Origin of the sequence: Sphingomonas sp. MMS12-HWE2-04 (assembly GCF_044881185.1) — a bacterium.
In the GTDB taxonomy this organism is placed as follows: Bacteria; Pseudomonadota; Alphaproteobacteria; order Sphingomonadales; family Sphingomonadaceae; genus Sphingomonas.
The window spans coordinates 1,079,802-1,092,852 of sequence record NZ_CP173254.1 but is presented as its reverse complement, the minus strand read 5'-3'; the positions used below and the strand labels follow the sequence as shown (position 1 = coordinate 1,092,852).

The 13,051-nt window shown below is 66.1% G+C and carries 9 protein-coding genes and 1 pseudogene; 2 read left to right on the top strand and 8 right to left on the bottom strand.

What is annotated here, in order from left to right; genetic code table 11:
- Nucleotides 1-41 precede the first annotated feature (41 nt).
- From AB2M62_RS04935 to AB2M62_RS04910, 6 genes are all read right to left on the bottom strand, one after another.
- Nucleotides 42-1,397 (bottom strand): Gfo/Idh/MocA family protein, encoded by a 1,356-nt coding sequence (locus tag AB2M62_RS04935; protein ID WP_404338256.1) that lies wholly within the window; start codon nt 1,395-1,397, stop codon nt 42-44.
- Nucleotides 1,394-2,200, bottom strand: a complete 807-nt coding sequence (locus AB2M62_RS04930) for a Gfo/Idh/MocA family protein (RefSeq protein WP_404338255.1) — start codon at nt 2,198-2,200, stop codon at nt 1,394-1,396. Before AB2M62_RS04930 ends, AB2M62_RS04935 begins: the two co-directional genes overlap by 4 nt.
- Before the next feature lie 3 nt (nt 2,201-2,203).
- On the bottom strand, nt 2,204-2,548 hold the full coding sequence (locus AB2M62_RS04925; RefSeq protein WP_404338254.1) for a hypothetical protein: 345 nt from the start codon (nt 2,546-2,548) through the stop codon (nt 2,204-2,206).
- Nucleotides 2,549-2,557: 9 nt separating this feature from the next.
- The gene (locus AB2M62_RS04920) at nt 2,558-3,001 is read right to left on the bottom strand and encodes a cupin domain-containing protein (protein ID WP_404338253.1); all 444 of its coding nucleotides are present in this window, start codon (nt 2,999-3,001) and stop codon (nt 2,558-2,560) included.
- A 73-nt stretch (nt 3,002-3,074) separates the two neighbouring features.
- A complete protein-coding gene (locus AB2M62_RS04915) occupies nt 3,075-5,039 on the bottom strand; it encodes a glycoside hydrolase family 97 protein (protein WP_404338252.1) in 1,965 nt (654 codons plus the stop codon).
- A gap of 12 nt (nt 5,040-5,051) precedes the next feature.
- The gene (locus tag AB2M62_RS04910) at nt 5,052-6,383 is read right to left on the bottom strand and encodes an MFS transporter (protein WP_404338251.1); all 1,332 of its coding nucleotides are present in this window, start codon (nt 6,381-6,383) and stop codon (nt 5,052-5,054) included.
- A 274-nt stretch (nt 6,384-6,657) separates the two neighbouring features.
- Here AB2M62_RS04910 and AB2M62_RS04905 point away from each other — a divergent pair, with 274 nt between their 5' ends.
- Both AB2M62_RS04905 and AB2M62_RS04900 read left to right on the top strand, forming a co-directional pair.
- Nucleotides 6,658-8,088, top strand: coding sequence for a murein L,D-transpeptidase (locus AB2M62_RS04905; RefSeq protein WP_404339809.1), 1,431 nt, complete (start codon nt 6,658-6,660; stop codon nt 8,086-8,088).
- Between the two features lie 14 nt (nt 8,089-8,102).
- Entirely contained in the window at nt 8,103-8,432 is a 330-nt protein-coding gene (locus tag AB2M62_RS04900) for a hypothetical protein (RefSeq protein ID WP_404338250.1), read from the top strand.
- Nucleotides 8,433-8,471: 39 nt separating this feature from the next.
- On the opposite strand, the gene AB2M62_RS04895 is transcribed toward AB2M62_RS04900, so the two are convergent.
- Together AB2M62_RS04895 and AB2M62_RS04890 are read right to left on the bottom strand one after the other, a co-directional pair.
- Nucleotides 8,472-9,512 carry a cupin-like domain-containing protein gene (locus AB2M62_RS04895; RefSeq protein ID WP_404338249.1) on the bottom strand — a complete coding sequence of 347 codons (1,041 nt, stop codon included), beginning with the start codon at nt 9,510-9,512 and terminating at the stop codon, nt 8,472-8,474.
- 127 nt (nt 9,513-9,639) lie between these two features.
- A pseudogene (locus AB2M62_RS04890) lies at nt 9,640-12,737 on the bottom strand (TonB-dependent receptor).
- Nucleotides 12,738-13,051: the final 314 nt, after the last annotated feature.

The window sequence follows — 13,051 nt, the reverse complement described above, 5'->3', positions numbered from 1 at the left end:
CTTGATTAGCGCGCCGCTCTAAGCCGCCTCCGGACCAGGGGCTAGACCGCGTATTTCGCCCGCTGCGGCCGGCGCAACATCGCGTTCGCCGCGTCGTCACCGAGGATACGCTCGGCCTTGGGATCCCATCTGATCCGCCGCCCGGTCTTCATCGCGATATGGTGGAGCAGGCAGGTCGAGCAGGCCCGGTAGCCGATCTCGGCAGGTGCGCTCACCGGCACGCCCTTCAGGATCGCGTCGAGCCAGTTGCGGTGCTGCTCGGGCGCCTTGTAGAGCCGCACTTCCTCGGGCCCGATCACGCTGTCGAGGATCTTGGGATCGCTCGCCACCAGCGGAATGTCACTGGCCTTGGAGGGGTCGGAGGCCGACACCTGCCCCGTCCGCGTGACGAAGATCCAGCCCTTGTCGCCGATGAACTTCACGCCATTGGCCAGCGCACCCGAGATCGTCATCGTCACGCCATTGGCATAGCGCGCATGCGTCTCGAACGGCCCGTGCACGTCCCACAGCCCGCTCTTGGGAAACTCGGCGCTGCCCCAAATCTCGACCGGGCCGGAATGCTCCATGTCCATACCCCAATGGGCGATGTCGACATGGTGCGATCCCCAGCCGGTGATCATCCCCGCGCCGAACTGCTCGCAGCGCAGCCATCCCGGCCGGTCTTCGAAGCTCGTCTGCGAATGGACCCGCGTCTCGGTGTAATAGACCTCGGGAGTCGTGCCGAGCCACGCGTCGTAATCGAGGTTGCGCGGGATCGGCATCGCCGGCGCCTCGGGCCCGGCGGGATCGCCCGGCAGCCCGATCTCGACATGCCTCAGCTTGCCGACCCGCCCGTTGCGCACCAGTTCGCAGGCGCGGTGGAATTGCGGCCAGGGCTCCTGCCCGCGCTGCTGCGATCCGATCTGAAGAATGCGCCCCGAAGCCTTGACGGCATCGGCCATCTTCCGCCCCTCGGCGATGGTCAGCGCCGCGGGCTTCTGGAGATAGACATGCTTGCCCGCCTGCACCGCGCGGACCGCCAGCGGCGCGTGCTGATGGTCGGGAGTCGAGACCAGCACCGCGTCGATGTCCTTGGCGGCAAGGAGCTCGCGATAATCGGTATAGCCGCGCGTGCCCGAATAGTCCTTGCCGGTGCTGGCGGCATAGCGGCTGTCGACCAGCTGCATCCCCGCGCCCAGCCGCTTGGTATCGACATCGCACACCGCGACGATCTGCGCATCGGCGTGGCGGTGCACTTCCTTCATGTCATGCCCGCGGCTGATCCGCCCCACGCCGATCGCGCCCACCGTCACTCGGTTCGACGGCGCATTCTTGCCGAACACACTGGCGGGAACGATCATCGGCGCCGCCAGCGCCGCGGCGCCCCGCAGCGCCGCCCTGCGCGAAACCCCGCTCATGCCAGCACCGGCGGCTTGGCGTTCTTCTGCGCGGTCAGCACCAGTTCGGCGGCGAGCAGCGCCTGTTCCTGGTCCTGCGCCACGCTGGTCCGCTCGACGATGTCGGCGACGAACTGCGGCCCGAACGGCAGATGCACCTTCGAGCAATCGATATAGCGCACGCCCTTCTTGTCGCAGATCAGCAGGTGGTTGCCGCCCGGCCGACCGGCGATGTCCACATATTTGCGCAGTTCGATATAGCCCTCGGTGCCCAGGATGAAGAGCCGCCCGTCGCCCCAGGTCGGCAGTCCGTCGGGGGTGAACCAGTCGACCCGGATATAGCCGGTGCCGCCATCGCCGGTGGCGACCATGTCGCCGAAATCCTCGAACTTGGGCTTGTCCTTCCAATTGAGGTTGCCGGTCTGCGAGGCGACGACCTGCGCGCGCTTCGATCCGGTGTAGAACAGGAACTGGTCGGCCTGGTGGCTGCCGATATCGGTGAGGATGCCGCCATAGCGCGCCTTGTCCCAGAACCAGTCGGGCCGCCCGGGGCCCACGCGGTGCGGCGCGAGGTTGACCGTCTGGATGACCTTGCCGATCTGCCCCTGCTGGACGAGGTCACCGGCATGCACCGCGGCGCGCACCTCGAGCCGCTCTGAATACATGATCGCGAACTTGCGCTTGGTCTCCGCGACCGTCCGCCGCACCTCGGCCAATTGCGCCAGCGACGTGATCGAGGGCTTGTCGCCCAGATAGTCCTTGCCGGCGCGCATCACCCGCACCCCCAGCGGCGCGCGCAGATCCGGGATCGGCGCCCCGGCCACGGCCTAAATCGTCTTGTCGGAAAGAACCTCGTCCTCGCTCCGCGCCAGCTTGACATCGCTGCCATAGCGCTTGCGGAACGTCTCGATCTGCTTGGGATCGGTCGCGTAGAACGCCTTGAGCGTGCCGCCGCCACGGATCATTGCGTCGGTCATCGAATAGATATGCGCATGGTCGAGCCCGACCACGCCGAAGCCGATCCGATGGGTAACGCCCGGCTCGGGCCCGCTCGGTGCGGCATTCTCGGCCACGGCATTGCCTGCGCTTTGCGACTGGGCGAGCAGCTCGGGCGGCAGGATCGAAGTCATGCCGGCAAGCCCGGCTCCGGCGAGTATCGAACGGCGGTCCATCATCTCTCCTCAATTGCTGGGCGTGGCGGCAGTCTTCCAGTTGATGACGTGATAGGTGGCGGGCGTGTCGCCGACATTGCGCAACGCATGCGGCGCGTTGGAAGCATTGAAGATCACCGATCCGGGACCAAGCCGATGCCGGGCGCCGGCAGAAAGCGTCTCGACCGTGCCGCTATCGAGGATCACCAACTCCTCATTGGGATGTTGGTGCGGCGGATGCGACGACAGGCCGGGATTGAGCGTGGTGACGTGCATCTCGAGCTCGTCGAGCGTCGCGGTGGGTTGGCGGACGAGCGTGCGGATCGCGCCGATCTGGGTCTTCTCGACTGCGAGCTTGTCCCAAGCCCACACCGCCGGGCCGAGCCGCTGCTGCGTCTGGGCCAGTGCGCCCAAGGCGCAGGTGCACAGCATCGCGCCCAGCGCCACGCTCGCATCCCGGATCGTGATCCCCATCGCTCTCTCCGCACCCGCGCGGATTGCCCGCGTCGAGGCCTAGCTTAGCGGCTTCGGGCGAAGAGGGAAGGTCTCATTTGTCCGAGAATATCGCCACCGCGCCGCCCGATGCCGCGAGTGGAAGTTCGAGCGTATCGCCCGCGGCCAGCGTCCGCGTGGCAAGGTCGACTGCGTCGGCCTGGGCGCCATCGGTCCAGATCCGCGCGTTGGCAGGCCTGGTACCGAGGAAATCGAGTGGCACGCGAACGGTCCGCGCCGTCTCGCCGTTCATTGCGCCGAGATACCAGTCGTGACCCTTGCGCCGGGCGAGCACGATATATTCGCCGGTCTCCCCCGCAAGGTAGCGCGTCTCGTCCCAGCTCGCCGGCACTGCCTTGACGAAGTCGAATCCCGCCGGGCTTGCCGCATAGCTATCCGGGCTGTCGGCGACGCTGCCCAGCGGCGAAAGGAAGACGACATACATCGAAAGCCCGTGCGCCCGCGTCGTCTGCACGAAAGGCAAGTCGTTGCGGATGCGGAAGTCGGCGGGCGCCACGTTGCGGAATCCGCCCGGCGTATAGTCCATCGGCCCGAGCAGCCCGCGCGTGAAGGCGAGCGTCACATTGTGGCGCGCGGTCACCCGCTGGCTCCATTTGTTGTACTCGGCGCCCATCACGCCTTCCTGCGTCACGAAATTGGGCCAGGTCCGCGTCAGGCCGCGCGGTGGAAAGGCGCCGTGCAGGTCGACCATCAGATGGTGCCGCGCCGCCGCGCCGAGCAGCTTGGAATACCAATTGACCATCCACTGGTCGTCGCGGTCCATGAAGTCGACCTTGATCCCGGCGATGCCCAGCTTCTCATAGAGCGCGAGTGCATCCTCCATCTGCTCGTCGAGCGCCTGCCAGTGCGTCCACAGCCACAGCCGCACCTTTTTCGACCTCGCGTAATCGACGACTTCCTGGAGATTGATCGTGTCGGACCATTTGGTGACGTCGACGCCCGGCCGGCGCACCCCGCCGCCCCCGGCGCCGGCATACCAGCCCTCGTCGATCATCGCATAGGGGAAGCCGTTCGCGGCAGAGAAGTCGATGAAAGCCTTGGCCACCGCCGTGGTGCTCCGCTGCCCCGGCAGCTTGGCGATCACGGGTCCGTTCCACCAGTCCCAGCTGGCGATGCCCGGCTTGATCCAGCGCGTGTCCTCGATGCGGCTCGGGGTCGAAAGGCTGGTCAGCAAGGTCGATTGCTGGAGCTGCCCGGCCTGGTCGGCGAGCATCACCACGCGCCACGGCGTGACGATCGGGCTGCCGACGCGGCTGTGCACCGCAATGCGCGGATCATCGAGAGTAGGCGAAAGTTTCAGCTGCAGCCCCAACCCGCCATCGCCGCGCCCGGTCAGGTACATCCCGGCGAAGTCGAGCAGGTCGGCTTCGGCAAGCGCGAAGGCGGCCTTGCCGGTCTCGCAGACGAACGGCAGGTCGAACAGATTATGCTCGCGCGTCCGCGTGGTATCGACGGGATCGAATTCGCCTTCATGGCTCGATCCGAACTTGCCGACGTTGAACCCCCAGCATTTATACGCCTGGGGGAAATAGAAGCCCGTGCGCTCGAAGCGGACGATCGCCGCTTCGGTGGCCTTTTGCACCGGGATCAGCGTGCGGAAGGCGACGCCGTCGTCATAGGCGCGCAGCACCAGGTCCAGCTTGCGGCGCTGACCGGCCTCTTCCTGATAATGGACGACAAGTTGGTTGTAATGGTCGCGGCCTTCGGACGCCTTGCCGACGACGATCGGATAGCGCGTGTCGGCGCTGGTCCGTTCCGAACCGAGGAGCGCCAGCTTGGCGCCGATCGTGTCGCTGTCGAGGTCGAGCGCGATCGGCGACGGCGCGAGGACTGCTGCGCCGCGGCGCGCAACGGTATAGACCGGGCTTCCCGCGGCGCTCAGCTGGAGGGCGATCCGGTTGGTGCCGTCGGGCGACACCAGTTCCAGGTCCTGCGCCGCCGCCGGAAGCGCGCTCAGTCCCGAAGCGGCCAGGATAAGGCCGCGCCACAGCATGCGCATCGAAGGTCCCCTTTAATGGATCGAGGCGAGGTCGCCCTCGGCGCGGACGACCCGCGCCTTGCCCGCGGCGATCGCGAAGCCGCACAGCACGGCGTAGCAAAGCGCGGGCACGATCAGTGCGAACGCATAGCCGTGCAGATCGGCGACCTTGCCCACCGCGAGCGGCAGCACCGCGCCGCCAACGATCGCGGTGCACAGCAGCCCCGAGGTCGATTCCTGGCTGGCGGTCGAACGCTCGAGCGTCAGCGTGAAGATCACCGGGAACATGATCGAATTGAACAGCCCGATCGCCAGCGCGACGAACCCGGCCGAGACCCCGCCGACCGCGAAGACATAGAGGCACATCGCCGCGGCGATTGCCGTGAACAACGCGAGCAGTGCCGGCGCCGGGAAGCGGGCTAGCAGCACCGATCCAACCGCGCGGCCGACCATCGCGCCGCCCCAATAGAAGGCAACCGCCTTGCCGGCTTCCTGCAGCGACACGCCGGGGATCCCGTCGCTGCCCATCAGATAGCCGAGCAGCGGCACGTTGAACGCCGCGTCGGAATGGCCCCACACGCTATTGTCGTTGAGGAACAGCGCCATCTGCGTGCCGATCGACACTTCGGCGCCGACGTAGAGGAAGATCGCGAGGCCGCCGAGCAGCGCCCATTTGGACGAGAAGGCCGAGAACAAACCGGCAGTCGAGGCGGGTGGCGGCGCGGCGTCGGTGACGACGCGGCGGCTCACCCAGAAGAACAGCGCCAGCGCGGCGATCAGTCCGCAAAGCCAGAAATAGGCCGAATCGATCCCCGCCAGCGCCTCGGCACGGACCGCCTCGGTGACGACCATGCCCTGCTTCACTTCGACGCCCTTGAGGAACAGATGCGCGCCGAGCAGCGGGCCGAGGAACGTGCCGACCGAGTTGAACGTCTGGCTGAGCGTCAGCCGCAAATGGCTGTACCGCGGATCGCCCAGCGCCGCGGCAAGCGGGTTGGCTGCGACCTGCAGGATCGTGATCCCGCTCGCCATCACGAACAGCCCGAGCAGCACGAACCAATAATTGGCGCTATTCGCCGCGAGCAGCATCAGCAGGCAGCCTGCGATCATCGTGCACAGCGCGACGAGGATCGAGGGCACGGCCTTGAGCCGCGCGACGAGCGCAGCGGCGGGGAACGACACGACGAAATAGGCGAAGAAGAAGGCGAACGCGCTCGCCTGCGCCTGCAGGTTGGTGAGCGTGAACACGCCCTTCACCGCGGCGACCAGCGGGTCGACCAGCGAGGTGATGAAGCCCCAGGCGAAGAACAATGTCGTCACCGCGGCGAATGCCAACGTGGTTTGCGTCGAACGTGCGCTTGCCAACCCGTCTCTCCCTGACTCAATTCCTCGCGGCACGAGGCCGCCCGCCGCGCGTTTTCCGCCAGCGTTGTCGGGCCGAACGCTCTGCGAGCGCGGCACCAATGTCAAGCGGCCCAAATTCTGTTCATTCCTCCCTCGCACTTGCAGTACGAACTCCCTATTCAGGGAGCAGATTCAAGGCGCCGGGGGGCGAACCGGAGGATCGGCAGGAGTGAAGCGTGTGATTTGGCGACGGTCTTTTAGCCGCAATGTTCGGCACGGTACGGCGCTCGCGACGATGGTCGCGCTGCTCGGCGGCGCGGCCGCGGCGCAACAGGTGCCGACCGTAGCGGTGCCCGGCACCGTCCAGCAGATCGTGCCGCCCGCCCCCGTCCAGCTGCTGCCGCTTCCCACGCTCAGCGACAGCCAGACCGCGCAGGTTCGCAAGATCCTCGTCGATGCGGGTTTCGCGCAGGGCCTGCGCCACGACGGCACCGGCGGCCTGCTCCCGCCGGACAATGACGGCCTGGTCCGCGCGCTGCTCGATTATGCCCGTGCGGTGCACGCCGGCCGGCTCGATACCAGCGACTTCCAGCAGGATTGGGGCCTTCGCCCTGCCGCCTATGACCCCCTGCCCGCCTTCACCGATGCGGTGAAGCGCGATCGCATCGCCGCCTGGTTCCGCTCGCTGCCGCCGCCCTATTCGGGCTATGACAATCTGCAGAAGGGCCTGGCGAACTATCGCAAGATCGAGGCCAATGGCGGCTGGCAGACGCTGGCGGCCGGCCCCGATCTTGGGCTAGGCGCCAGCGGCCCCCGCGTCGCCGCGCTGCGCAAGCGGCTTGCGGTCGAGGATTCCGAAGTCGCCGTCGAAGGCACCAAGTTCGACGCCGATCTCCAGCAGGCAGTCCAGCGTGCCCAGCGCCGCTACGGCCTCAACCCCACCGGCACGGTCTCGACCCAGACGCTCGCCGCGCTGAACGTCCCGGCCAGCGACCGCGTCCGCCAGATCATGGCGAACATGGAGCGCTGGCGCTGGCTGCCCGCCGAGCTCCCCGCCAAGCGGATCCAGGTCAACATCGCCGCCGCAGTGCTCACCGTGTTCGAAGGCGACCAGGCGATCGCCTCGATGAAGGCCGTCACCGGGCGCCCGGGCAACGAAACGCCGATGCTCCAGTCGCGCATCCATTCGGTGGTGCTCAATCCGCCGTGGAACGTGCCCGCCGGCATCGCCGCCAAGGAGCTGTTCCCCAAGGGCGCGGCCTATCTCGCGCGCAACAACTACAAGATCATCGGCACCGGCGCGGGCCGCCGCATCCAGCAGCAGCCGGGCCCGAAGAGCGCGCTCGGCCGCTACAAGTTCGACTTCGACAATCCCTATGCGGTGTATCTGCACGACACCCCGGCGCAGGCGCGGTTCGCCAGCTTCGACCGGCTCGACAGCCATGGCTGCGTCCGGCTCGAAAAGCCCGGCGCACTCGCCGAATTGCTGTTCCGCAACGATCCGAAGTGGCAGCCCGAAGAGATCAACGCCGCGCTGGCCACGGCCAAGACGCAGCGCGTCCAGCTCCAGCCGCAGGACCAGGTCTCGGTCTATCTGCTCTACTGGACCGCGTTCGCCAACGCGAACGGCACGATGAACTTCCGTGGCGACCCCTATGGCTGGGACAAGACGCTCGCGGCCAAGATCGAGCGCCGCTCGGCGATCACCGCCGTCGCCGCACGCTGAAACAAGGAGACACCATGAACACCAAGCGTATCGCTCTTTTCGCCGCCCTGGCCGCTGGCAGCCTTGCGCTCGCGTCGTGCTCCGGCGGCGGCGACAAGGAAGAGCAGCCCGAAGCGAACTCGACCGTCGAGACGGTCACCGAACCGGTCAACATGACCCCGCTTCCGACCGAGGCGCCCGCCGCGCCGCAGATCGACAACGCCGAGGCCGAGGCACAGCCCCCGGTTCCGCCGCACGTCATCACCCCGGACCAGCAGACCCAGGAAGATGCCGACGCGACGGGCATGACCGCGCGCGTTTCGCGCGATGAAACCGCGAACGATACACAGCCTGCAGAGCAATGATCCCAGGCGCGCCACCCCGAGCCGGGGTGGCGCCGGCCTTTAGCGATTGAGCTTCTGGAGCAGCAGCCCGCGCAGCCGCCGGGCAGCCATTTCGTCGAGCGTGCCCAGCGCCCCGCGCGCGTGCTCGGGCAGATGGGCGCCCGCCCGATCGGCAGGCCCGAACACATAATAGTCGAACAGTGCCCGCCACGCCTCCTTCTCGGGCGCCGGTCGATCGCGCAGGCTCAACAACGCATGGAGCAGCGTGTTTTGCGGCGTATCCATGAACGCCGGCGACGTGTTCCACCAATAATTCACCAGCACGTTGAACGGGGCTAGCGCCTCGACATGGTGCCACCACAAGGCCGGGTAGAATAGCAGGTCGCCAGGCTCGAGCTCGGCGACTTCGGCGCTGGCGATCGCCTGGCGGAAGTCCGGATGCGCTCCGAAATCGGGCGCGGCGAAATCCACCATGCTCACCACCTGCCCGCCCGGCGTCGGCTCCAGCGGGCCAGGATAGAGGTTCGCCACCTGGTCGGGCGGGAACAGCGTGAACCGCCGCCGCCCCACCGCGCAGACCGCAAGATTATGCGACATGTCGTAATGCGCGGTCGCGGTGGTGCGGTTGCCGATCCAGATGCTCGCAAGCGGCGGATTGGCCGTGAACATCGGATGGTTGAGCGCGAGATCATTCTCGGCGCGGAAGCCGGGCAGATAAAGATCGAGGTCGGTCGAGCCGATATAGAAGGACGGCGGATCGGCATCGGCGAGATGCGTCGCGACGCGCGCCAGCGTTTCCTTGAGCCCCACCCGCGCGCCTTCGAAATTGAAGCCGCTGACCTCGTCATTGTAGAAAAAGCGCCCGCCGATCTCCGGCGCGCCGGTGAAGCAGACCACGGGCCGTTCGACATCGAAACGTTCGATCTGCGCGATCGCGTCTTCTGCCGATCGCAACCCGGCGCGCACCAACGGCCAATCGCGCGCGACGCCGCGCAGGATGGTCGGCAGCTGGGCCGCCATCAGCTCGTCATACGGGATCGCGTCCGGCGCAACGCCCTCGATCACGCGCGTGCGGCGCTCGATCCGTTCGGCGGCAGTCATCGGGCGTGGGTCATGGCAAGCCTCATCCTGGCGCCACCATGGCGGAAACCCTCCGCCGCCTCAATCACGAGAAAAGGGCCGCTGCTTGCGCAACGGCCCCTCTCCCCCTTTAACGATTCCGCGAACGTCAGAACTTGAAGCGCGCGCCGAGCAGGAACCGCCGATCGAGTTCCTGCGCGTACCAGAGCTGCTTCTCATCGCGAGCGTAGGTCCGCACGCTCTCCTCGGTGAGGTTGATGCCTTCGAGCGTGATCGCGATGTTCGGCGTGATCTCATAGCTGATCGTGGCGTCCAGCTGGCCAAATGGCGCGGTGAACTCCGGATTGCGCGATCCCTGCCGATTGATCCCCGAAAGGAACTTGTCGCGCCAGTTATAGGCGACCCGCGCCGAAAGCCCGTTCTTCTCGTAGATCAGCGTGCCGCTGATCGTGTCCGAGAGGCCGAGCAACGCGAACTGGTCCTCGCCCGGGCTCGCCCCGTTGTTGAAGCCCACGTCACCGCGCACCAGCGTGTATTGCGCAGCCACGCCGAAGCCCGAATTTCCGAGGAAATACTGGCCGGCCAGCTCGACACCGTAGATCTCGGCATCCTTGTTGTTGATCGGCCGCGACAGCTGGAACTGATACAGCGGATCGGCGGCGTTCCCGGACACGTCCAGCGTATTGTTGATGGACTGGACATAGGCGTCGCTGAGCGACCCGGTCGCCGTATTGTAGTTCGCGCTGAACTCCGCCGTGGCTGCCGCGACCGAGCCGCGTGCCTGAATGAGCGCAGTCATCACGAACAAATTGACGTCGCTGGTGCCCGCACCAAGCCCCTGCAGCGCGGTCCTGGCATCTGCCGAGCGGCCGGACGCGCCGGAACTCGGATCGCGCAGGCCGAACAAGCTGGTGTTGGTCTGGCCGTTGCCGATGAAGTTATGCACCCGCTTGTCGAAGAACGCGACCGAGACATAGCTGTCGGGCTTGAAATACCATTCCAGCGACGCGTCGAAATTGTCCGAGATCAGCGGCGACAGCCGGGCATTGCCGACACTCGCCGTCGCGATGCCACCATTGTAGATCGGCCGCGGCGGGCCGCCGACGGTCGTGGCGGTGTAGAGATTGTTGTAGTTGGGGCGCGCGATCGTCTTGCTGTACGAAAGGCGACCGATCAGATTCCGGGCCATCTCCACCTGGAAGTCGATCGATGGCAGGATCTGGTCATAGCTGTGGCCGTCGTCGACCACCTGCGTCGCGTTCGAGATCACAACGGTGAAGTCGTTGTCCGAGACCCAGTTGATCGCGCCGGGGATCGCCTCGAGCGAGGTCGTCCGCGACTTGGTATGTTCGTAGCGGAGACCCGCGACCATGCGCGCATCGGCACCGCCGAGCTGGCCCTTCCAGGTCAGCTGCCCATACGCCGCCCAGATCTCTTCCTTGACCCGGTTGTCCTGGTTGCTGGTGATGCCCACGGCCTTGCCCTGGCTGGCATAATAAGGCGACAGGATCGAGTAGATGTTCGATGCATTGCCGCGATAGGCCAGCTGCGATTCCGGATCGCCGCCCGGATTATACTGGCTGAACTTGCATTCGAGGCAGAACGCCTGGAGTGCGCCCGGCGCGAGCCGCTCGACGTCGCCGGGGCTGGTGATGCCCCAGTCGCCCAGCGTCTGCTGGGTGGCGACGAAGGTCTGGTGCATGTCCGCCTTGCGGTAATTGCCACCGAAGTCGAAGCGGCTGCCCTCGCCCGATCCCAGCCGAAATCGGCGCGGAGTTCCTTGACGGTCTGGTCCTGCGTCGAGCGATAGGTGCGCCCGACCTGCGAGCCGACATCGTTGACGTCGAGCGGGCCGCTGGCGCCCAGCGTGATGTCCTGCTGGGGGATGCCGTTGCTGTAGTCGACCGAATGCGCTGCCACGACATTGGCGCCCATGCCGACCAGCGTCGAGGTGACGCCGTTGGGATTATCGGGCTTGCTCGACGATTTAGACCAGTGCCCGTCGAGGTTGAGCGAGAAGTTCTCGGCGAGCTCCCACTTTGCGTTCAGGCCATAGTCCTGAAGCTGCCCCTTCTGCGCGCGCGACTGGGCTTCGAAGCCCTCGTCCTTCTGGCCGTTGATCGTCTCGTGCAGATATTGCGCCGTCGAGACCGTCGGGTTGCCATCGAAAGTGACGACGTCGAACGGCCGGCTGAACCAGTTCGACAAGTCCGAACGCGTCTCTTTCTGCTTGTTCTGCGCATAGAGTGCATCGGCAGTCAGCGTCAGCGCGTCGGTCGGCTTGAACTGGATCACTGCCTGGCCGTTGATGCGCTTGCGCGTACCCTCGGCATAGTGATAGCGGCTGTCGTTCGGAATCGCGACCAACTGGTTGGGATTGGTCGGCGCGTTGTTGATGACCGTGCAGTTGGCCGCCGGAGTGCTCCCCGCGCAAATCTGCGGGATCGGCGGATCACCCACCACCGTGGCGGGCGTATTGCGTACGAAGCCGCCGGTCAGGAAGGTGCTGTACGGGACGATGTTCCAGTCGTTGGAGGTCGCCGCGATCGAGGTGTAGTTGCGCTTCTGGTAGCTGCCGAACAGCGAGACGCCGAAGCGTTGCTCGGGATCGCTCCAGCTCACCACGCCCGAGAATTCCGGCGTGACCTTCGAGCCGCAATCGATGCAGTCGTTGACGCTGGTGTCGTACACCGCCTTCGCGCCGATGCTCCCGCTGAGCCCGGTTTCGCGGCCGTCGAGCGGGCGGCGGGTGACGACGTTGATTGTCGCGCCGATACCGCCCGAGGGGACGGCCGCGCGGCCGGTCTTGTAGACCTCGAGTGTGCGCACGCCTTCGGTGGCGAGGTTGGAGAAGTCGAACGAGCGGCTGGTCCCCTGGGCGCCGTCGGCATTCTGGTCGCCGCCAACCACGGACACGTTCGAAGTCGCCAGCTGGCGGCCGTTCAACGTGACCAGATTGTAGGTCGGGCCGAAGCCGCGCACGGTCACCAGCGAGCCTTCGCCGTTGGTGCGGTTGATCGACACGCCCGGGATACGCTGGAGCGATTCCGCCAGGTTGGTGTCGGGGAACTTGCCGATATCCTCGGCCGAGATCGCATCGACGACGCCCGATGATTCACGCTTGATCGCGATCGAGCGTTCGAGGCTGGCGCGGATGCCGGTGACGACGATGTCGTCGCCTGTGGTCTCGTCCTGCGATGCGGGCGTCGCCGCCTCGGGTGCTGCGCTATCCTGTGCATATGCCATTGCCGGCATCAGGAAACCTGCGGCGAGTGCGAGTGCGGAAGCCGAGCGCGCAAGCGCCGGCGCGAGCTTTAAATTGGTCATATCCCCTCCTGCTCCGGCAGATCTCTGAGGCTGCCGATCACATTTCTGTTCTAGGCGCAGACGATCCTGCACCTGTTGGTAACGCTAACATACTGTCTAACGTTGTCAACGGCGTTCGAAGCGCAAAAAATCTAGTCAAAACAGCGAGGTAACGCGGAAGTAAAATTTGCTGTGCGATGTTGCGCGAAAGCCACGCTTTGCAGCACCAACTTGTCTAGTCGGACAAACTCGCG